The sequence below is a fragment of the Pseudomonas sp. MWU15-20650 genome (genome assembly GCF_023242475.1).
Classification (GTDB): domain Bacteria; phylum Pseudomonadota; class Gammaproteobacteria; order Pseudomonadales; family Pseudomonadaceae; genus Aquipseudomonas.
This window is the reverse complement of the sequence record NZ_JALJFG010000018.1, coordinates 57,327-77,813: the sequence shown is the minus strand read 5'-3', so window position 1 is coordinate 77,813 and position 20,487 is coordinate 57,327. Positions and strand designations below refer to the sequence as shown.

The window sequence follows — 20,487 nt, the reverse complement described above, 5'->3', positions numbered from 1 at the left end:
CGGTTTAAAGCGAGTACAGTCAATATGGGAGGGGGCTTGCTCCCGATAGCAGTGGACCCGTCAGCTTATCTGGAGCTGACCCACTGCAATCGGGGGCAAGCCCCCTCCTGCATATGGGTTCTCTGTGTGGCCGAGAGATTCAGCGTCCGGCGTTGCGCTCGGCGTTGCGAATCGAAATCTGGGTATTCAAGGTCCAGAAGTCATACAGCACCCCGATCAGGAACAATCCACCGGTCAGCAGGTAGATCAAACCGGTGATCCATTTGCCCTGGTACATGCGGTGCAGGCCAAACACACCCAGGAACGCCAGCAGAATCCAGGCCACGTTGTATTCGATAGGGCCGGCAGTGAAACGCAGGTCGGCTTCGCGGTCCATGGCAGGGATCAGGAACAGGTCGATCAGCCAACCAATACCCAGCAGGCCGAAGGTGAAAAACCAGATCGTACCGGTAACGGGCTTGCCGTAATAAAAGCGATGCGCCCCGGTAAAACCGAAAATCCAGAGCAGGTAACCGATCACCTTACTGTGAGTGTCTTGCTGCGGACCAACCTGTTGATAGGTGTTCATGGAGTACCTCTTTTGCCTTAATAGATAAATTTTTTCATTTTCTTTGTGACTTTTTTACGGGCGCCCGACGTACGGCAAATGGTATCTTCCCTCCCCTCAAAGCCTTATACCGCCTGACTTGTGTAGGACAATTGTGGCGATTCGTCGCGTTTTTCCTGAATTTGACCTCAAGGTTCAGTCGACAAACGGCCTGAGAACGGCACAAAAACCTGTTATAAAGTTGCGCGCAAACCCATAAGAGCCACGCCTAATGCGACCATTTTTCAAGACATGGCTAACCATCTGCCTATTAATGCCACTGGCCGCCCACGCCACCAATCGTGAGCAACGACTTCCGAACGTTAACGGTTTCACCCCTAAAGTCCACAGCACACCCAGCACAGCCAAGTCGGTAAAGCTGACCGTCAACCGCCCGACTCATGTGAGCAAGGCCCACGGTAAAGCGCTTCATACCCAATTGGCCGTGAATACCAAACAAAGCAGCAACGTCCTCAGCCGCGCCGTGAACGTGCTCGGTACTCCTTATCGTTGGGGCGGTAGCAGCCCAAGTAAAGGGTTCGACTGCAGCGGCTTGGTAAAATATGCGTTTAACGACGTCAAGGCAGTGGATTTACCTCGCACCTCCAACGCCATGGCCGCCGGCCACGGGCTGAAGGTTGACCGTAAAGACCTGAAACCGGGCGACCTGTTGTTCTTCAAGCTCAAAAGCCGCCAAGTCAACCACGTGGCCATCTACCTGGGCAACGACCGCTTTATCCACGCACCGCGTCGTGGCAAGTCGGTCAGCATCGACACGCTGAAAAAGCCGTTCTGGGACAAGAACTACGTAATCGCCAAGCGGGTTCTGCCGAAAGAGCAGAACAACCTGCGGGTAGTCCAGCGCTGATCCCAGGCTGAAATGCAGTAAAAATGTGGGAGGGGCAAGCCCCTCCCACACTTGTTCTGTACTGGCGTCCTGATTTAGATGTCTGCAGGCACCCTCGCCTTCTCCCGCGCTTGCTCCCGACTGATCAGCCCCGCACCAACCAACGCCTTCAAACTCATATCCAGGGTTTTCATCCCCAGCGCCCCACCGGTCTGAATCGCCGAGACCATTTGCGCCACCTTGTCCTCGCGGATCAGATTACGGATGGCCGGCGTACCCAACATGATCTCGTGAGCGGCCATCCGCCCGCCGCCAACCTTCTTCACCAGTACCTGGGATACCACCGCCTGCAATGACTCCGACAGCATGGAGCGGACCATGGCCTTCTCGCCCGCTGGAAACACGTCCACCAGCCTGTCTACCGTCTTTGCCGCCGATGAGGTGTGCAGGGTGCCGAATACCAGGTGCCCCGTCTCTGCCGCCGTCAGCGCCAGGCGGATGGTTTCCAGGTCACGCAATTCGCCGATCAGGATCACATCCAGGTCTTCCCGCAACGCCGAGCGCAGGGCCGTTGAGAAGCTGTGGGTATCACGGTGCACCTGGCGCTGGTTGACCAAGGCCATTTTCGGCCTGTGGATAACTTCGATGGGGTCTTCCAGCGTCAGGATGTGTTGCCGTCGGTGCTGGTTGAGGTAATCGATCATTGCCGCCAGGGTGGTGGACTTACCCGAGCCGGTGGGGCCGGTCACCAGCACCAGGCCACGGGGTAACTGGGCGATACGCTGGAATACCTCGCCCAACCCGAGGTCTGCCAGGCTCTGGACCTCGGTCGGGATAGTGCGAAACACCGCGCCCACACCGCGATCCTGTCGGAATACGTTCACCCTGAACCGCGCGACACCCGGCAGCTCGAAGGCAAAATCCGTTTCAAGAGATGTTTCGAAATCCTTTTGCTGGTATTGGTTGAGCAAAGGACTCAATAAGTCCGCAACTTGCGGTGGTGAAAGCACCGGCCCGTCCAGAGGCCAGACTTCGCCATCAAGGCGCAGCATCGGCGCCAGGCCGGCCGACAGATGCAGGTCAGAGGCGCCACGGCGCACGCTGGCCGTCAGCAGTTCAGTGATATCCATAGGGCTTTCCATTTCCAGTAGAATGCCGCGGACTCCATATCCACGGGCGCATCTTGAATGTCGACGATAGCAGACAACATCGACTTGGTTAGCCAGCGCATCCGCGCCGCAGCCGACGCCGTGCAACGTGACGCAAGCAGCATCCACCTGCTGGCCGTGAGCAAGACCAAACCCGCCCAAGCGGTGCGCGAAGCCCATGCCGCCGGGATGCACGATTTTGGCGAAAACTACCTGCAGGAAGCCTTGGGCAAACAGGCCGAATTAACCGACCTGCCCTTGAGTTGGCACTTCATCGGCCCCATTCAATCGAACAAGACTCGCGCGATCGCCGAGAACTTCGCTTGGGTACATTCCGTGGACCGCCTGAAAATCGCACAACGCCTGTCCGAACAACGCCCGGCCGACCTGCCGCCGCTGAATATCTGTATCCAGGTCAACGTCAGTGGCGAAGCCAGCAAATCCGGCTGTACGCCTGCCGACCTGCCGGCCCTGGCAAGCGCCATCAGCGCCTTGCCGCGCCTGAAGCTGCGCGGTTTGATGGCGATCCCCGAGCCGACTGAAGATCGCGCCGCGCAAGACGCAGCGTTCGCCAAGGTCAGCGAGCTGCAAGCCAGTTTGAAGCTGCCGCTGGACACACTTTCCATGGGCATGAGCCACGACCTTGAGTCGGCCATCGCCCAAGGCGCCACCTGGGTGCGGATCGGTACCGCCCTGTTTGGCGCCCGCGACTACGGCCAGCCATGAAATGGCTGACTTCCCTCGAAAATAAGGACCTGTCATGAGCAACACGCGTATTGCCTTTATCGGCGCCGGTAACATGGCGGCCAGCCTGATCGGCGGCTTGCGGGCCAAGGGGCTGCAAGCCCAGCAGATTCGCGCCAGCGACCCTGGCGCCGACTCCCGCGCGCGCGTCAGCGCCGAACACGGTATCGAAACCTTCGCCGACAACGCCGAGGCCATCCAGGGCGTTGACGTGATCGTGCTGGCGGTCAAGCCACAAGCCATGAAGGCCGTGTGCGAGAGCCTGCGCCCGAGCCTGCAGCCCCATCAACTGATTGTGTCCATCGCCGCCGGTATCACCTGTGCCAGCCTGACCAACTGGCTCGGTGCCCAGCCAATCGTGCGTTGCATGCCCAACACCCCGGCGCTGCTGCGCAAGGGCGTGAGCGGGTTGTATGCCACGGCTGAAGTGACCGCCGAACAACGTGACCAGGCCCAGGCGCTGCTGTCTGCCGTGGGTCTGGCCGTGTGGCTTGAGCAGGAGCAGCAGCTGGACGCCGTCACCGCCGTGTCCGGCAGCGGCCCGGCTTACTTCTTCCTGCTGATCGAGGCCATGACCGCCGCCGGCGTGAAACTCGGCCTGCCACACGAAGTCGCAGAGCAACTGGCCGAGCAAACCGCCCTGGGCGCCGCGAACATGGCCGTCGAAAGCGATGTGGATGCTGCCGAATTGCGCCGCCGCGTCACGTCCCCCGGCGGCACCACACAGGCCGCCATCGAATCGTTCCAGGCCGGGGGCTTTGAAGCCCTGGTGGAAAAAGCACTGGGTGCCGCGGCACATCGTTCGGCAGAAATGGCCGAGCAGTTGGGCAAATAGTCGTCCCCTACATAGGAAACAAACATGCTCGGAATCAATGACGCTGCCATTTTCATCATCCAGACCTTGGGCAGCCTGTACCTGCTGATCGTGCTGATGCGCTTTATCCTGCAACTGGTGCGGGCAAACTTCTACAACCCGCTCTGCCAGTTCGTGGTCAAGGCCACGCAGCCGTTGCTCAAGCCCCTGCGCCGAGTTATCCCGAGCCTGTTTGGCCTGGACATGTCGTCGCTGGTGCTCGCGCTGCTGCTGCAGATTTTGCTGTTTGTGGTGATCCTGATGCTCAACGGCTACCAAGCCTTCACGGTGTTGCTGTTGCCGTGGGGACTGATCGGCATCTTCTCGCTGTTTTTGAAGATCCTCTTCTGGTCGATGATCATCAGCGTGATCCTGTCGTGGGTCGCACCGGGCAGCCGCAGCCCGGGCGCCGAGCTGGTTGCGCAGATTACCGAGCCGGTACTCGCACCGTTCCGTCGCCTGATCCCGAACCTGGGTGGCCTGGACATCTCGCCAATCTTCGCGTTTATCGCGATCCAGCTGCTGCAAAGCTGGGTGATTCCGCGCCTGGCCTACTACGCATTCATGCCTAAGGAGCTGTTCGGGCTGATCTGAAATGCACTAAACCCAGTGGGAGGGAGCTTGCTCCCGATAGCGGTGGATCAGTCAGCTTATCGGTAGCTGACCCACTGCAATCGGGAGCAAGCCCCCTCCCACATTTTGTATCTGCATATTGAATTGAATCCACGCAGGCCTTTGCTTGCCGCTAGGGGCCCCGCTCTTTAGACTTACGCCTCATTTAAACGAGAGCAGGGTCGATGCCAGCTGCCTTCCCCCCCGATTCTGTTGGACTGGTCGTGCCCCAAGTGGCGCACTTCAGCGAACCGCTGGCCCTGGCCTGTGGTCGCTCACTGCCGGCCTACGACCTGATCTACGAGACCTATGGCCAGCTGAACGCAACGGCGAGCAACGCCGTGCTGATCTGCCACGCCTTGTCCGGCCATCATCACGCCGCCGGTTTTCATTCCGTCGACGACCGCAAGCCCGGCTGGTGGGACAGCTGCATCGGCCCCGGCAAGCCCATCGACACCCAAAAATTCTTTGTGGTCAGCCTGAACAACCTGGGCGGTTGCAATGGGTCCACCGGCCCCAGCAGCCTCAACCCGGAAACCGGCAAACCGTTCGGCGCAGACTTCCCGGTGTTGACCGTGGAAGACTGGGTGCACAGCCAGGCGCGCCTCGCCGACCTGCTGGGCGTGCGCCAGTGGGCTGCGGTGATTGGCGGCAGCCTCGGCGGCATGCAGGCACTGCAGTGGACCATCAGCTACCCGGACCGCGTGCGCCATTGCCTGGCCATCGCCTCGGCCCCCAAGCTGTCGGCGCAGAACATCGCCTTCAACGAAGTGGCGCGCCAGGCGATCCTCACCGACCCCGAGTTCCATGGTGGTTCGTTCCAGGAAGCCGGCGTGATCCCCAAGCGCGGCTTGATGCTGGCGCGGATGGTCGGGCATATCACCTACCTGTCCGATGACTCCATGGGCGAGAAATTCGGCCGTGGCCTCAAGAGCGAAAAGCTCAACTACGATTTCCACAGCGTCGAATTCCAGGTGGAAAGCTACCTGCGTTATCAGGGCGAAGAGTTCTCCGGGCGTTTCGACGCCAATACCTACCTGTTGATGACCAAGGCGCTGGACTACTTCGACCCGGCGGCCAACTTCGATGACGACCTGGCGAAAACCTTCGAGAGCGCCACGGCCAAGTTTTGCGTGATGTCGTTCACCACCGACTGGCGCTTCTCGCCGGCCCGCTCCCGCGAGCTGGTGGACGCCCTGATGGCCGCCAAGAAAGACGTCTGCTACCTGGAGATCGACGCACCGCAAGGCCATGACGCCTTCCTGATCCCGATCCCGCGCTACTTGCAGGCTTTTGGCAATTACATGAACCGCATTACTTTGTGAGAACGCCATGAGAGCCGACCTGGAAATCATCCAAGACTGGATCCCCGCCGGCAGCCGTGTGCTCGACCTTGGCTGCGGCGATGGCGAACTGCTGAGCTGGCTGCGCGACAACAAGCAAGTCACCGGCTATGGCTTGGAAAACGACCCGGACAACATCGCCCAGTGCGTGGCCAAGGGCATCAACGTGATCGAGCAGGACCTGGACAAGGGCCTGGGCAACTTTGCCAGCAACAGCTTCGACATCGTGGTGATGACCCAGGCCCTGCAAGCGGTGCACTACCCGGACCGCATCCTCGATGAAATGCTGCGCGTCGGTCGCCAGTGCATCATCACGTTCCCCAACTTCGGCCACTGGCGCTGCCGTTGGTACCTGGCCACCAAGGGCCGCATGCCGGTCTCGGACTTCCTGCCATACACTTGGTACAACACGCCAAACATCCACTTCTGTACGTTCGAAGACTTCGAGGCGTTGTGCGGTGAGCGTGAAGCCAAAGTGATCAACCGCCTGGCCGTCGATCAACAGCACCGCCACGGCTGGGCGAGTAAGCTATGGCCCAACCTGTTGGGCGAAATCGGTATCTACCGGGTCAGCAGCCCTGGCCTGGCCGACCACCAAATTGCCGTCTAATCATCTTCAAGAGGGACGCTCATGAGTCGTTTGGCTGTTTTTCTATTGACCGCACTCCTTGGCACCCACGCCATGGCCGCCGACGTTATCGATCCCAATCGCACGAAGGAATTCGGCGATATCACCGTGCGCTACAACACCTTTACCTCCAGCTTCCTGCAACCGGAAACCGCCCAGGCGGTAGGAGTGGTTCGCAGCAAGAATAAGGGCCTGATCAACGTGTCCGTGTTCAAGGGCGTGACGCCGGTGGTAGCGCAGGTGACCGGCACCCTCAAGGACTTGAGCGGCAAGAGCGAAGTGCTGACGTTCAAGCAGATCACCGAAAAGGGTGCGACCAATTACCTCGCCCCCTACTCAGTGCCACAGCAGGAATTCAAGACCTTCACGATTAACGTTGAAACCGGGGGCAAGGCCCACAGTTTCAGTTTTGTCCAAGAACTTTTCCCGGCCGAATGATGAACCTTACCCAACTCGTACTGGCCAGCCATAACGCCGGCAAACTCAAAGAACTGCAAGCCATGCTCGGTGAGTCCGTGCAACTGCGCTCGATTGGCGAATTCAGCCAGGTCGAACCTGAAGAGACCGGCTTGTCGTTCGTCGAGAACGCCATCCTCAAGGCGCGCAATGCCGCACGTATCTCGGGCCTGCCGGCGCTGGCGGATGACTCGGGGCTGGCGGTGGACTTTCTTGGCGGCGCCCCTGGCATCTATTCGGCGCGTTATGCCGACGGCAAGGGCGACGCGGCCAACAACGCCAAGTTGCTGGACGCCCTCAAGGGCGTACCGGATAACGAACGCGGTGCACAATTCGTCTGCGTGCTGGCCTTGGTGCGGCATGCGGATGACCCGTTGCCGATCCTGTGCGAGGGCTTGTGGCAGGGGCGCATCCTGCACGCAGCCAGTGGCGAGCATGGCTTTGGCTATGACCCGCTGTTTTGGGTGCCGGAGCGCAATGTCTCCAGCGCCGAACTCAGCCCGGCCGACAAGAACCAGATCAGCCACCGCGCCCGCGCAATGGATTTGCTGCGCCAACGCCTGGGCCTGAAATGACCCAGAACACCTCTGCGCAGCCACTGATCCACGGTGGCGCGCAAACACCACGGGCGGCCCTGCCCCACCTGCCGCCCCTGGCGCTGTACATCCACATCCCGTGGTGCGTGCGTAAATGCCCGTATTGCGACTTCAACTCCCATACCGCGAGTAACGTGCTGCCGGAAGAAGAGTATGTCGACGCGTTGCTGGCGGACCTCGATCAGGACCTGCACGCCGTTTACGGCCGGGAACTGAGTTCGATTTTCTTCGGCGGCGGTACACCCAGCCTGTTCAGCGCCGCCGCGCTGGGCCGCTTGCTCAAGGGCGTAGAAGCGCGCATCCCGTTTGCCAGCGATATCGAGATCACCCTGGAAGCCAACCCTGGAACCTTCGAGCAAGAGAAGTTCGTGGCGTATCGCCAGCTGGGGATCAATCGCCTGTCCATTGGCATCCAGAGCTTCCAGCAGGAAAAACTCGAGGCTCTTGGTCGCATCCATAACGGTGATGAAGCCGTACGTGCTGCCGACATGGCGCGCCAGGCCGGGTTCGATAATTTCAACCTGGACTTGATGCATGGTTTGCCCGATCAGTCCCTGGACGACGCCTTGGGCGATCTGCGCCAGGCGATTGCACTCAAGCCGACGCACTTGTCCTGGTACCAACTGACCCTGGAACCCAACACCGTATTCTGGAACCAACCGCCGACGCTACCGGAAGACGACACGCTGTGGGACATCCAGGAAGCCGGCCAGGCGCTGCTTGCCGAACACGGTTACGCGCAATACGAAGTGTCGGCCTATGCCCAACCGGGTCGCCCGGCGCGGCATAACCTGAACTACTGGAGCTTTGGCGACTTCATCGGCATCGGCGCTGGCGCCCACGGCAAGCTCAGCCATCCGGACGGTCGAATCGTGCGCACCTGGAAAACCCGCGCGCCCAAGGACTACCTCAACCCGGCCAAAAGCTTCCAGGCCGGAGCGAAAGAGCTGACCAACGAAGAGCTTCCGTTCGAGTTCCTGATGAACGCCTTGCGCCTGACTGACGGCGTCGAAGCCAAGCTCTACGCCGAACGCACCGGCCTCGAACTGGCGAGCCTCGACGAGGCCCGTCGCGATGCAGAACAAAGTGGCTTAATGCAGGTCGAACCGTCACGCCTGGTGGCAACCGACCGTGGGCAACTCTTTCTCAATGACCTGTTGCAAAAGTTTTTGAGCTGATAGCTCTTAAGGAAATCGCATGGACCTGGTACTCGACCTCCTCGCCACCGTATCCCGCTGGAGCCGCAGTAACCTGTCGGAAATCTCCCTGGCCCTTGTGGGCTGCTTGCTGGTGCTGTTTGGCGCAGACATCAAAGGCTGGGTGGAAGCGCGATTGGGCAGCATCGCCGGTGCATTGCGCGTGCCGTTGATGGCTCTGCTGTGCATGATCGGTAGTGGTGCAGCGTTGATCTACGCGACGCCGTGGATTGTGCGGGGGTTGAGCCAGTTCAATAACTACAGCCTGGCGCCGGTGCTGGTGGTGGTGCTGGTGTTGATTGGCGTCGTGGCAGACCGCCGCTAGTCCCGAGCACCCTGCAAAAACAAATGTGGGAGGGGGCAAAAGCCCCCTCCCACATTTTCACTGCATTTCAACGTTGATAGCTGATTAAGCCAACTTCTCGAACTTCAAGTCCCACACCCCATGCCCTAACCGCTCACCACGGCGTTCGAACTTGGTGATCGGGCGCTCTGCCGGGCGCGGTACGCATTTGCCGTCTTCGGCCAGGTTACGGTAGCCAGGGGCGACGTTCATCACCTCCAGCATGTATTCGGCATACGGTTCCCAGTCGGTGGCCATGTGCAGGATCCCACCCACCTTGAGCTTGCTGCGCACCAGCTCCGCAAAGGAAGCCTGGACGATACGACGCTTGTGGTGACGAGCCTTGTGCCACGGGTCGGGGAAGAACAGCATCAGGCGGTCGAGGCTGTTGTCGGCGATGCAGCGGTTGAGCACTTCAATCGCATCGCAGTCGTAGACCCGCAGGTTGGTCAAACCCTGCGTCAGCACGCCGTTAAGCAGCGCGCCGACACCTGGGCGGTGCACTTCCACACCGATGAAATCCTGTTCCGGCGACGCCGCAGCCATTTCCAGCAGGGAATGCCCCATGCCGAAACCGATTTCCAGGGAACGCGGGGCCGAACGGCCGAACACTTGGTCGTAGTCCACCGGCGCGTCGGCCAATGGCAATACGAACAGCGGCGTGCCTTGTTCCAGGCCCTTTTGCTGGCCTTCGGTCATGCGACCGGCGCGCATCACAAAACTCTTGATACGGCGGTGCTTGGACTCGTCGCCTTCTTCCACGGTGTTCGGCGTTTCGTTTGATTCAGTCATCAATAGCTCTTACTTGATCAGGCCATCCAGCGGCGAGGAGGCGCTGGCGTAAAGTTTTTTCGGCATGCGCCCGGCGAGGTATGCCAGGCGGCCTGCAACGATTGCGTGTTTCATCGCTTCAGCCATCATGATCGGCTGCTGGGCATGGGCAATGGCCGAGTTCATCAGCACCGCGTCACAGCCCAGCTCCATGGCGATGGTGGCGTCGGAGGCAGTGCCCACGCCCGCATCCACCAGCACCGGAATCTTGGCCTCTTCGAGGATGATCTGCAGGTTATACGGGTTGCAGATCCCCAGGCCACTGCCAATCAGGCCGGCCAGGGGCATCACGGCGATACAGCCGATTTCGGCCAGTTGGCGCGCGATGATCGGGTCATCGCTGGTGTAGACCATCACGTCGAAGCCTTCCTTGACCAGGGTTTCAGCGGCCTTGAGGGTTTCGATCACGTTGGGGAACAGGGTTTTCTGGTCGGCCAACACTTCCAGCTTCACCAGGTTATGGCCGTCAAGCAGCTCACGGGCCAGGCGGCAGGTGCGCACGGCTTCGATGGCGTCATAGCAACCGGCGGTGTTCGGCAAGAAGGTGTAGCGGTCGGGCGACAGCACTTCGAGCAGGTTCGGCTCCCCTTCGATCTGGCCGAGGTTGGTGCGGCGCACCGCGAACGTGACGATCTCGGCACCCGAGGCCTCGATGGCCAGGCGGGTTTCTTCCATGTCGCGGTACTTGCCGGTGCCGACCAGCAGGCGGGACTGGTAGGTACGACCGGCCAGGACGAAGGGCTTGTCGCTACGAACGATGCTCATGGGAAATCCTCTGTTTGGATGAGGTTCTGCAGAATGCGAGTTGGCGCACTTGAGCGCCGGACGGCTAGCCGCCGCCGATGGCGTGCACCACTTCGACCTGGTCACCTTCGGTGAGCGCGGTCTCGGCGTGCTGGCTACGCGGGACGATATCCAGGTTGAGCTCCACTGCGACACGACGCCCGGTCAAATCCAGACGGGTCAGCAGGGCCGCAACGGTTTCACCGTCGGGCAGTTCAAAGGATTCGCCGTTCAACTGAATGCGCATGCCACGGGCCGCCATCGTTTTTAGGGGCCAGCATTCTAGCCCGATTGGCGTGGTGTGCCCAAGTCCCTTGGTCAGACGGCCTGCAGGCGCCACGCGGACAGCCCGAGGAAGAACCAGCCCAGCAAGAATGCCAGCCCACCAAAAGGGGTGATGATGCCCAGCTTACTGACGCCGGTCAGGGTCAGCACATACAAGCTGCCGGAAAACAACAGGATGCCGACGGTAAACGCGACGCCCGCCCAGGTGACCAGTCGGCCAGGAATGTGCACCGCCAACAGCGCTACGCCGAACAACGCCAGGGTGTGCACCAACTGATAGGTCACGCCGGTGTGGAAGATCGCCAGGTATTCGGCGCTCAGGCGGTTTTTCAGGCCGTGGGCGGCGAACGCGCCGAGGGCAACACCGGTGAAGCCAAAAAAAGCCGCCAACATCAGAAAGCCACGCAGCATGAGGAACTCCAGTCAGACGCAATGGGCAGGGTCTGTATAATGGCCCGCTCAACGGGTTCGGCCAAGCCATCTCTATGCTGCGTGTCCTCTTCAAGCGTTTTCTCAAAGCCCTGAAATGGTTTGCCATCGGTAGCGTTCTGCTGGTGCTGCTGTTTCGTGTCGTTCCACCACCGTTCACGGGGTTGATGGTGGAGCGCAAGATCGAATCCTGGATCGACGGCGAACCCATTGACCTGCAACGCACCTGGGTGCCGTGGGACGAAATCTGCGACGACCTCAAGGTGGCGGTGATGGCCGGCGAAGACCAGCGCTTCCCGCAGCATTGGGGCTTCGACTTCGGCGCGATCCAGGCGGCGATCCTGCACAACGAGCGCGGCGGTTCGATTCGTGGCGCCAGTACGTTGAGCCAACAAGTCTCGAAGAACCTGTTCCTGTGGGCCGGCCGCAGTTATCTGCGCAAGGGCCTGGAGGCGTGGTTTACCGGGCTGATCGAAATACTGTGGCCCAAGCAGCGGATTCTTGAGGTGTACCTCAACAGCGTGGAATGGGATGAAGGCGTGTTCGGCGCAGAAGCGGCGGCGCGGCACCATTTCGGGGTGAGCGCCAAAGGGCTTTCACGCCAGCAGGCCAGTTACCTGGCGGCGGTGTTGCCTAACCCACGGGTGTGGAGTGCCAGCCATCCGACCGCTTATGTGGCGCGGCGCGCCGCCTGGATTCGCCAGCAGATGAGCCAGCTGGGTGGGAATGGTTACCTGGTCGAGCTGAATAACTCCCGCAAGGCGCCCTGGTCCGACTGATACAACACAAAACAAAAGTGGGAGGGGGCTTGCTCCCGATAACGGTGGATCAGTCACACATAAATCGACTGGTAATCCGCTATCGGGAGCAAGCCCCCTCCCACACTTTGACGGTGTCGCAGCTCAAGTCAGGCGGCGATGGACAACTTCAGCTTGTTCATCGCGCTTTTTTCAAGCTGACGAATCCGCTCGGCCGACACGTTGTACTTCTGCGCCAGGTCGTGCAGCGTAGCCTTGTCTTCCGCCAACCAGCGCTGGTAGAGGATGTCACGGCTACGGTCGTCCAGCACTTCCAGCGCTTCGTGCAGGTTGTGATTGGAGTTGTCGCTCCAGTCGGCATCTTCCAGTTGACGTGCCGGGTCGTACCGGTGGTCTTCCAGGTAGTTGGCCGGCGATTGGAAGGCGCTGTCGTCATCCGCTTCGGCGGCTGGGTCGAAGGCCATGTCATGACCGGTCAGGCGGCTTTCCATCTCACGAACTTCACGGGGCTCCACACCAAGGCTTTCGGCCACACGGTGGACTTCCTCGTTGTTCAGCCACGCCAGGCGCTTTTTCTGGCTGCGCAGGTTGAAGAACAGCTTGCGCTGGGCCTTGGTGGTCGCCACTTTCACGATGCGCCAGTTGCGCAGGATGAACTCGTGGATTTCCGCCTTGATCCAGTGCACAGCGAACGACACCAGGCGCACGCCCATTTCAGGGTTGAAGCGCTTTACAGCCTTCATGAGGCCGACGTTGCCTTCCTGGATCAGGTCAGCCTGGGCCAGGCCGTAGCCGCTATAGCTACGGGCGATATGTACAACAAAACGCAGGTGGGCGAGCACCATCTGCCGAGCCGCCCCCAAATCCTGCTCATAGTAGAGACTCTCGGCCAGTTCACGCTCCTGCTCAGGCGTCAGCAATGGAATGCTGTTCACCGTGTGCACATAAGCCTCCAGGTTCGCACCCGGGACCAAGGCATAAGCAGGTTGCAAAGAAGTGGTCATACGAAAAAACCTCCGACTCACATAACTCGTGCAGTTCAGCACTGCGAAAATTGACCGGGAACCGTAGGATAAGTTCCCTAAACCGCTGATACGGTCAATACAAACGAAACCACATTAATCTGACATTAACTACTTCGGTGCCAGCTCACGTAAATGCCGTGCGACCGCAATCCAAGCACCGATATACCCCAAGAGCACCGCCCCAAGCAACAAGGACAGACCATCGGCAACCGGCACGCCGGCCAGGGCAAAATCACTGCCGTACAAACCAGCCAGCCCGACAACCGCGTCGTTCAACCAATTAAGGCCAAACGCCAGCACGCCCCAGGACAAAACCCCGGCACCCAAGCCATAAAGCGCGCCCATGTACAGAAAAGGACGACGCACATAGCTGTCCGTGCCGCCGACCAGTTTAATCACTTCTATCTCGGTGCGACGGTTTTCAATATGAAGACGAATGGTATTACCTATCACCAAAAGTAATGCAGACACCAACAGCACTGTCAGGCCAAACACAAAACGGTCGCCCAGCTTGAGAATGGCGGCCAGGCGCTCTACCCAGACTAGATCAAGTTGCGCCTGTTGCACCTTGGGCATCTCTGCGAGTTTTTGTCGCAGGGCTTCAAGGGCTGGCTTATCGACTTCGTCAGGGGTCACCAACACCACGCCCGGCAGCGGATTTTGCGGCAGTTCCTTGAGCGCCTCACCCAGGCCCGATTGCTGCTGGAACTCCTCAAGGGCCTGGTCGCGGCTGATGTACTCGGCATCCGCTACGCCCGGCAGGTTCTTGATGTCGTCACGCAAGCTCTCGCCGTCCTTGGTGCTGGCGTCGAGGTTCAGGTACAGGGAAATCTGCGCCGCGCGCTGCCAGGAACCGCCCAGGCGCTCCACATTGTTAAGCAACAGCGACAGCCCCATCGGCAGGCTCAAGGCCACAGCCATCACCAGGCAGGTGAAAAAGCTGCCAATTGGCTGTTTACCCAGACGACGCAGGCTGTCCAACAGGCTGGCGCGATGGCTTTCGACCCAGGCGCGCACCAAGGTGCCAAAATCCGGACCATCATCTTCATCGCGTTTTTTCTTGGGCGGTTGCGGGTCAGCCGGTTTGGGCGCCACGCGCTCGGACACTTTGGGACTACGTGTGGCACTCATACGCCAGCCTCCCCATCACCGATCAGGCGGCCGCGTTGCAGGGTCAGCATGCGGTGACGCATGCGGGCAATCAGGGCCAAGTCGTGACTGGCGATCAGCACGCTGGTGCCCAGCCGGTTGATGTCTTCGAAGACGCCCATGATCTCGGCCGCCAGGCGCGGGTCGAGGTTACCGGTGGGCTCGTCCGCCAGCAGCAAGGCCGGACGGTGGACGATGGCGCGGGCAATGCCGACGCGCTGTTGCTGGCCGGTGGACAGATCTCCGGGATACAGATCGGTCTTGTCCGACAGCGCCACGCGCTCCAGGGCCGAGTCCACACGCTTGACGATCTCGGCCTTGGACAACCCGAGAATCTGCAACGGCAGGGCAACGTTATTGAATACCGTGCGATCGAACAACAACTGGTGGTTCTGGAACACCACGCCGATCTGGCGGCGCAGGAATGGAATCTGCGCATTGCTGATGGTGGCCAGGTCTTGGCCGGCCAGCAGCAACTTGCCGGTGGTCGGGCGTTCCATGGCCAGCAGCAGGCGCAACAGCGTACTTTTGCCGGCGCCCGAATGGCCGGTGACAAACAAGAATTCGCCGCGACGCACTCGAAAGCTCAGCTCATGCAAGCCTACATGCCCGTTGGCATAGCGTTTACCGACCTGTTCGAATCGAATCATGAACGCTCCCGCTCGGCAAACAGTGCCTGTACAAAGGGTTCGGCCTCAAAGGTGCGCAAGTCGTCGATACCTTCACCGACACCGATATAACGAATCGGCAACCCGAACTGTTTAGCCAAGGCAAAGATCACGCCGCCCTTGGCCGTGCCGTCGAGCTTAGTCAATGCCAGGCCAGTCAGTTGCACCGTCTGGTTGAATTGTTTGGCCTGGCTGATGGCGTTCTGGCCGGTGCCAGCGTCGAGGACCAGCAAGACCTCGTGCGGCGCATCGGCGTCGAGCTTGCCGATCACACGGCGGACTTTCTTCAGCTCTTCCATCAGATTGTCTTTGGTGTGCAGGCGACCGGCGGTATCGGCGATCAACACGTCGATGTTACGGGCCTTGGCCGCTTGCACGGCGTCGAAGATCACCGAGGCGGAGTCCGCACCGGTGTGCTGGGCAATCACCGGGATCTTGTTGCGCTCACCCCAGACCTGCAACTGCTCTACGGCGGCGGCCCGGAAGGTGTCGCCGGCGGCGAGCATGACTTTCTTGCCTTCCGATTGCAGCTTCTTGGCCAGCTTGCCGATGGTGGTGGTCTTGCCGGCGCCGTTTACGCCAACCACCAGAATCACGAACGGTTTCTTCGGCGTGATCACCAGTGGGGCTTCCACGGGCTTGAGCATCGCGGCCAGCTCGGCCTGCAAGGACTTGTACAGTGCGTCGGCGTCGGTCAACTGCTTGCGCGCGACCTTCTGGGTCAGGCTCTGGATGATCACGGCCGTGGCCTCAACGCCCACGTCTGCGGTCAGCAGGCGGGTTTCGATGTCTTCCAGCAGCTCGTCATCAATCACCTTCTTGCCCAGGAACAGGCTGGCCATGCCTTCGCCGATGCTGGCGCTGGTCTTGCTCAGGCCCTGCTTGAGGCGGGCGAAGAAGCCGGTTTTACTGGTTTCCGGGGAAACGGCAACAGGCTCCAAGGCGACCGGCGGCTCGATAACAGCGGGAGCGGCAACGACGACAGGTGCCAGAGTGGGTTCGACAATTACCGGCGCGGGCGCTTCGACGACCACCTCCACGGGCTCAACCACCACTGGAATCGGCGGCGTCACATGTTCGGCCTGCACATCCTCAACCAGTGCAACCGGCTCTTCGGCCACCGGCAGCTCAAGCCACGGCTTGTGCGCCGGCTCTGCCTCAGGTTCCGTCGTGGCTTCAGCCACCGGCTGCAACACCGGCTCTGCCATCGGCAACACCACCGGAGCAGGGGCTTCAGCAATCGGCTGGGTTTCTACTATAGGCTCGGGAACCGGCTCAGATTGAACCTGCGGCTGTTCGACGACGGGTTCCTGCGGCTTTTTGCGCAGCCATCCGAACAGGCCTTTTTTCTCGCCAGCCGCAGCTGGGTTCTTCTTGTCGTCGTTGGAACCAAACATGGAGGACGGCTATCTCAAAGTAGCGATGCGCCAGGGCGCCTCGGTAAATAAATTCGATGCAGAACAGACTGCGTTAAAGCCCGCTTGTTCATGCGCAACATTTTGTAAGGCGTAAATAAAGGCCTTAGCAAATCGTTTCAATATAGGACTGAAGCGATAAAATCGCCGAAAAGTTGAAGATCGTCGGAGAAACCCACCATCTATTCCAACATTCCTACGACTGGACCCAGGATAAGATGACGACCGCAGTGGCCGTCCCTAAATCGGATCAGTATCCTAGCACCTCCTCGCCCGCCGACGCTAAGACCAAGCGGGCAGTCCAACAGGTTTAAAAACGAATGAATGCTCTAGCCCGCCGCGCCGCAGGCCTGCTGCTCAGCACAGTTTGTCTGCCCCTTTCAGCTCTGGCTGCCGACCCACAACCCACCCATGAATTCACCCTGGATAACGGCCTTAAAGTGGTCGTGCGCGAAGATCATCGTGCGCCGGTGGTGGTTTCCCAAGTCTGGTACAAGGTCGGTTCGAGCTACGAAACCCCGGGCCAGACCGGTTTGTCCCACGCCCTGGAGCACATGATGTTCAAGGGCAGCGCCAAGGTTGGCCCGGGCGAAGCCTCGCTGATCCTGCGCGACCTGGGCGCCGAAGAAAATGCCTTCACCAGTGACGACTACACCGCCTACTACCAGGTGCTGGCCCGTGACCGCCTGGGTGTCGCCTTCGAACTCGAGGCCGACCGCATGGCCAGCCTGCGCCTGCCGGCCGACGAGTTCAGCCGCGAGATCGAGGTGATCAAGGAGGAACGCCGCCTGCGCACCGACGACAACCCGATGTCCAAAGCCTACGAGCGCTTCAAGGCCATGGCCTACCCGGCCAGCGGCTATCACACGCCGACCATCGGCTGGATGGCCGACCTTGAGCGCATGAAAGTCCAAGAGCTGCGCCACTGGTACCAATCCTGGTACGTGCCGAACAACGCCACGTTGGTGGTGGTGGGCGACGTGACTCCGGATGAGGTGAAGAACCTGGCCCAACGCTACTTCGGCCCGATCCCCAAGCGTGACGTACCACCGGCGAAGATCCCACTGGAGCTGGCCGAACCCGGCGAGCGCTTGTTGACGATGCGGGTACAGACCCAACTTCCGAGCGTGATCCTCGGTTTCAACGTGCCCGGCCTGGCCACCGCCGAAGACAAGCGTTCGGTGCAAGCCCTGCGCCTGATCTCGGCCCTCTTGGATGGTGGCTACAGCGCGCGTATTTCAGAGCAACTGGAGCGCGGTGAAGAATTGGTATCCGCCGCTTCCACCAGCTACGACGCTTATACCCGCGGTGACAGCCTGTTTACCCTGACGGCCACCCCGAACCAGCAAAAGAAGAAAACCATTGCCCAAGCCGAAGCCGGCCTGTGGCGCCTGTTGGATGCGTTGAAAGCCAAGCCGCCGACCCGTGAAGAACTGGAGCGTATCCGCGCCCAGGTCATTGCCGGCGTGGTGTACCAGCGCGACTCCATCACCAGCCAGGCCACCGCCATTGGTTCACTGGAAACCGTCGGCCTGTCCTGGAAGCTGATGGACACCGAACTGGCAGACCTGCAAAGCGTGACCCCGGAAGATATCCAGAAGGCCGCGCGCACCTATTTCACCCGCGAACGTCTGAGCGTCGCCCATGTTTTGCCTGAGGAGAACGCTCATGAGTGATCGCAAAAGCAACCGCCTGATCCTGCCCGGCCTGATCACCCTCACCGTGATTGCGGCCAGTACCGTGTACTTCCTGCGCCCGAGCGAGTCCGTCGCCAGCCAGGCATTGGACAAGGCTCAATCCGCCAACAAGCTGCAATCCCTGGCGGAGCTGGACGGCAAGGCGCCGACCAACCGTAAGCTCGACGTGCAAACCTGGACCACCGCCGAAGGCGCCAAGGTGCTGTTCGTCGAAGCCCATGAGCTGCCGATGTTCGACATGCGCATCCTGTTTGCGGCGGGCAGTAGCCAGGACGGCGACGCCCCGGGCCTGGCGCTGATGACCAACGCCATGCTCAACGAAGGCGTGCCGGGCAAGGATGTCAGCCAGATCGCCAGTGGTTTTGAGGGCCTGGGTGCCGACTTTGGCAATGGCGCCTACCGCGATATGGCGCTGGTGTCGTTGCGCAGCCTGAGCGACAGCGATAAGCGCGAAGCCGCCCTGGCACTGTTTGACCAGGTGCTTGGCAAGCCGACGTTCCCGGCCGATTCGTTGGCGCGGATCAAGAACCAGATCCTCGCCGGTTTTGAATACCAGAAACAGAACCCGGCCAAGCTGGCCAGCCTTGAACTGTTCAAGCGCCTGTATGGCGACCACCCCTACGCACACCCGAGCGAAGGCACGCCTGAGAGCGTTCCGAAGATTACCCTTGCGCAGTTACAGGCGTTCCACGCCAAAGCCTATGCCGCGGGTAATGCGGTGATTGCCGTGGTGGGCGATCTGACCCGCACCGAAGCCGAAGCCATGACGGCCAAGGTGTCGGCATCCCTGCCCAAGGGCCCGGCCCTGGCGAAGATCGCCCAGCCGACCGAGCCAAAGGCGGGCTTGAGCCATATCGAGTTCCCGTCCAAGCAGACACACTTGCTGTTCGCACAACTGGGCATTGACCGCGCCGATCCGGACTACGCAGCCTTGTCCCTGGGTAACCAGATCCTTGGCGGCGGCGGCTTCGGCACCCGCCTGATGAGCGAGGTGCGTGAAAAACGCGGCCTGACCTACGGCGTGTATTCCGGCTTCTCCCCGATGCAGGCACGTGGCCCGTTCATGATCAACCTGCAGACCCGCGCGCAAATGAGCGGCGGCACCCTGCGCCTGGTCGAGGACGTGCTGGCCGACTACCTCAAGACCGGCCCGACGCAAAAAGAACTGGATGACGCCAAGCGCGAACTGGCCGGCAGCTTCCCGCTGTCCACCGCCAGTAATGCGGACATCGTCGGCCAGTTGGGCGCCATGGGTTTCTACAACCTGCCGCTGAGCTATCTGGAAGATTTCATGAAACAATCCCAGGCCCTGACCGTAGAGCAGGTCAAGGCTGCAATGAACAAACACTTGAGCGCCGACAAGATGGTCATCGTGACCGCCGGCCCGACGATTGCGCAAAAGCCACTACCGCCCCCCACTGATAAACCTGCCGAGCAGCCGCTCGGGGTTCCGGAGCATTAATGGCCAGTTCATCTCGCCCGAAAAAACCCGTCCACAACGTCCATAACGGTGTGGGCCAACTGCGCATCATTGGTGGCGAATGGGGCAGCCGCAAGCTGAGCTTCCCCGATGTCGTGGGCTTGCGCCCAACACCGGATCGCGTACGTGAAACCCTGTTCAACTGGCTCGCGCCGTACATTGGCGGGGCCAAGGTACTCGACCCGTTCGCCGGCAGCGGCGCACTGTTCCTCGAGGCGTTGTCCCGCGGCGCGGCGCTAGGCCAGGCGTTGGATGCGAGCAATGTGGCGGTGTCCAGCCTCAAGGAACACTTGGGTACACTGCGCTGCACGACCGGCCAGGTGCAAACTGCCGACGCGTTGCGCTACCTGGAAACCCAGGAGGCCACTGAATACGATGTGGTGTTCCTCGACCCGCCGTTCAACCAGAACCTGCTGCCGACCGTGTGTGCCTTGCTGGAAGAGCGCCAGTGGCTGGCACCGGATGCCTGGATCTACACTGAAAGCGAGAGCGCACCGTCCACACTCGGCCTGCCGGGCGCCTGGCGCCTGCACCGGGAGCAGAAGTCCGGTCGGGTGTATTACGCGTTGTGGCATCGCTTGGTAGAAGACGCGGCCTGATCTGTAGTGAGAGTTG

Annotated in this window: 24 protein-coding genes; 14 read left to right on the top strand and 10 right to left on the bottom strand. The window is 60.6% G+C overall.

Annotated elements, in window-relative coordinates; genetic code table 11:
* Positions 1–139: 139 nt before the first annotated feature.
* Positions 140–568, bottom strand: a complete 429-nt coding sequence (locus tag M5B43_RS15545; protein ID WP_248750929.1) for a TM2 domain-containing protein — start codon at positions 566–568, stop codon at positions 140–142.
* Between the two features lie 250 nt (positions 569–818).
* Between M5B43_RS15545 and M5B43_RS15540 the strand changes: the two genes are divergently transcribed.
* Positions 819–1,454 (top strand): C40 family peptidase, encoded by a 636-nt coding sequence (locus M5B43_RS15540; RefSeq protein WP_248750928.1) that lies wholly within the window; start codon positions 819–821, stop codon positions 1,452–1,454.
* A gap of 74 nt (positions 1,455–1,528) precedes the next feature.
* Here M5B43_RS15540 and M5B43_RS15535 read toward each other — a convergent pair whose 3' ends face one another.
* Entirely contained in the window at positions 1,529–2,563 is a 1,035-nt protein-coding gene (locus M5B43_RS15535) for a type IV pilus twitching motility protein PilT (RefSeq protein ID WP_248750927.1), read from the bottom strand.
* Positions 2,564–2,620: 57 nt separating this feature from the next.
* On the opposite strand from M5B43_RS15535, the gene M5B43_RS15530 reads away from it, so the two are divergent.
* From M5B43_RS15530 to M5B43_RS15490, 9 genes are all read left to right on the top strand, one after another.
* Complete coding sequence (locus M5B43_RS15530) at positions 2,621–3,307, top strand: YggS family pyridoxal phosphate-dependent enzyme (RefSeq protein WP_248750926.1); 687 nt, start codon at positions 2,621–2,623, stop codon at positions 3,305–3,307.
* Between the two features lie 34 nt (positions 3,308–3,341).
* Positions 3,342–4,160, top strand: a complete 819-nt coding sequence (proC, locus tag M5B43_RS15525; protein WP_248750925.1) for a pyrroline-5-carboxylate reductase — start codon at positions 3,342–3,344, stop codon at positions 4,158–4,160.
* 24 nt (positions 4,161–4,184) lie between these two features.
* A complete protein-coding gene (locus tag M5B43_RS15520) occupies positions 4,185–4,772 on the top strand; it encodes a YggT family protein (protein WP_248750924.1) in 588 nt (195 codons plus the stop codon).
* A 203-nt stretch (positions 4,773–4,975) separates the two neighbouring features.
* Positions 4,976–6,115 carry a homoserine O-acetyltransferase gene (locus M5B43_RS15515; protein WP_248750923.1) on the top strand — a complete coding sequence of 380 codons (1,140 nt, stop codon included), beginning with the start codon at positions 4,976–4,978 and terminating at the stop codon, positions 6,113–6,115.
* Positions 6,116–6,122: 7 nt separating this feature from the next.
* Positions 6,123–6,743: a methionine biosynthesis protein MetW gene (gene metW / locus M5B43_RS15510; RefSeq protein ID WP_248750922.1), complete on the top strand. Its 621-nt coding sequence runs from the start codon at positions 6,123–6,125 to the stop codon at positions 6,741–6,743.
* Positions 6,744–6,764: 21 nt separating this feature from the next.
* A complete protein-coding gene (locus M5B43_RS15505) occupies positions 6,765–7,199 on the top strand; it encodes a DUF4426 domain-containing protein (protein ID WP_248750921.1) in 435 nt (144 codons plus the stop codon).
* Positions 7,196–7,792 (top strand): RdgB/HAM1 family non-canonical purine NTP pyrophosphatase, encoded by a 597-nt coding sequence (gene rdgB, locus M5B43_RS15500; protein WP_248750920.1) that lies wholly within the window; start codon positions 7,196–7,198, stop codon positions 7,790–7,792. Before M5B43_RS15505 ends, rdgB begins: the two co-directional genes overlap by 4 nt.
* Positions 7,789–8,991 (top strand): radical SAM family heme chaperone HemW, encoded by a 1,203-nt coding sequence (hemW, locus tag M5B43_RS15495; RefSeq protein ID WP_248750919.1) that lies wholly within the window; start codon positions 7,789–7,791, stop codon positions 8,989–8,991. The genes rdgB and hemW overlap by 4 nt, the downstream gene beginning before the upstream one ends.
* Positions 8,992–9,010: 19 nt before the next feature.
* The gene (locus M5B43_RS15490; RefSeq protein WP_003176691.1) at positions 9,011–9,334 is read left to right on the top strand and encodes a DUF3392 domain-containing protein; all 324 of its coding nucleotides are present in this window, start codon (positions 9,011–9,013) and stop codon (positions 9,332–9,334) included.
* 84 nt (positions 9,335–9,418) lie between these two features.
* Here the strand turns inward: M5B43_RS15490 and trmB are convergent, their stop codons facing one another.
* The 4 genes from trmB to M5B43_RS15470 all read right to left on the bottom strand — a co-directional run bounded on the left by trmB (position 9,419) and on the right by M5B43_RS15470 (position 11,662).
* On the bottom strand, positions 9,419–10,144 hold the full coding sequence (gene trmB / locus M5B43_RS15485) for a tRNA (guanosine(46)-N7)-methyltransferase TrmB (protein WP_060753471.1): 726 nt from the start codon (positions 10,142–10,144) through the stop codon (positions 9,419–9,421).
* Between the two features lie 9 nt (positions 10,145–10,153).
* Complete coding sequence (locus tag M5B43_RS15480; RefSeq protein ID WP_032884143.1) at positions 10,154–10,948, bottom strand: thiazole synthase; 795 nt, start codon at positions 10,946–10,948, stop codon at positions 10,154–10,156.
* Between the two features lie 64 nt (positions 10,949–11,012).
* Positions 11,013–11,213, bottom strand: a complete 201-nt coding sequence (thiS, locus tag M5B43_RS15475) for a sulfur carrier protein ThiS (protein WP_032865944.1) — start codon at positions 11,211–11,213, stop codon at positions 11,013–11,015.
* Between the two features lie 71 nt (positions 11,214–11,284).
* Positions 11,285–11,662 carry a DUF423 domain-containing protein gene (locus M5B43_RS15470; RefSeq protein ID WP_248750918.1) on the bottom strand — a complete coding sequence of 126 codons (378 nt, stop codon included), beginning with the start codon at positions 11,660–11,662 and terminating at the stop codon, positions 11,285–11,287.
* A gap of 74 nt (positions 11,663–11,736) precedes the next feature.
* On the opposite strand from M5B43_RS15470, the gene mtgA reads away from it, so the two are divergent.
* Complete coding sequence (mtgA, locus tag M5B43_RS15465) at positions 11,737–12,459, top strand: monofunctional biosynthetic peptidoglycan transglycosylase (protein WP_248750917.1); 723 nt, start codon at positions 11,737–11,739, stop codon at positions 12,457–12,459.
* A 128-nt stretch (positions 12,460–12,587) separates the two neighbouring features.
* On the opposite strand, the gene rpoH is transcribed toward mtgA, so the two are convergent.
* The 4 genes from rpoH to ftsY form a co-directional block, all read right to left on the bottom strand.
* Positions 12,588–13,442, bottom strand: a complete 855-nt coding sequence (rpoH, locus tag M5B43_RS15460; RefSeq protein WP_016972967.1) for an RNA polymerase sigma factor RpoH — start codon at positions 13,440–13,442, stop codon at positions 12,588–12,590.
* A 129-nt stretch (positions 13,443–13,571) separates the two neighbouring features.
* Positions 13,572–14,594 (bottom strand): permease-like cell division protein FtsX, encoded by a 1,023-nt coding sequence (ftsX, locus tag M5B43_RS15455; protein WP_248750916.1) that lies wholly within the window; start codon positions 14,592–14,594, stop codon positions 13,572–13,574.
* Entirely contained in the window at positions 14,591–15,262 is a 672-nt protein-coding gene (ftsE, locus tag M5B43_RS15450; RefSeq protein ID WP_003234627.1) for a cell division ATP-binding protein FtsE, read from the bottom strand. Before ftsE ends, ftsX begins: the two co-directional genes overlap by 4 nt.
* Positions 15,259–16,677 carry a signal recognition particle-docking protein FtsY gene (gene ftsY, locus M5B43_RS15445; RefSeq protein ID WP_248750915.1) on the bottom strand — a complete coding sequence of 473 codons (1,419 nt, stop codon included), beginning with the start codon at positions 16,675–16,677 and terminating at the stop codon, positions 15,259–15,261. The genes ftsE and ftsY overlap by 4 nt, the downstream gene beginning before the upstream one ends.
* A gap of 338 nt (positions 16,678–17,015) precedes the next feature.
* Between ftsY and M5B43_RS15440 the strand changes: the two genes are divergently transcribed.
* From M5B43_RS15440 to rsmD, 3 genes are read left to right on the top strand one after another with little or no spacing between them, the layout of a single operon-like run.
* Positions 17,016–18,371, top strand: coding sequence for a pitrilysin family protein (locus M5B43_RS15440; protein ID WP_248750914.1), 1,356 nt, complete (start codon positions 17,016–17,018; stop codon positions 18,369–18,371).
* Complete coding sequence (locus M5B43_RS15435) at positions 18,364–19,854, top strand: pitrilysin family protein (RefSeq protein WP_248750913.1); 1,491 nt, start codon at positions 18,364–18,366, stop codon at positions 19,852–19,854. Before M5B43_RS15440 ends, M5B43_RS15435 begins: the two co-directional genes overlap by 8 nt.
* Positions 19,854–20,471 (top strand): 16S rRNA (guanine(966)-N(2))-methyltransferase RsmD, encoded by a 618-nt coding sequence (rsmD, locus tag M5B43_RS15430; RefSeq protein ID WP_248750912.1) that lies wholly within the window; start codon positions 19,854–19,856, stop codon positions 20,469–20,471. The genes M5B43_RS15435 and rsmD overlap by 1 nt, the downstream gene beginning before the upstream one ends.
* Positions 20,472–20,487 lie beyond the last annotated feature (16 nt).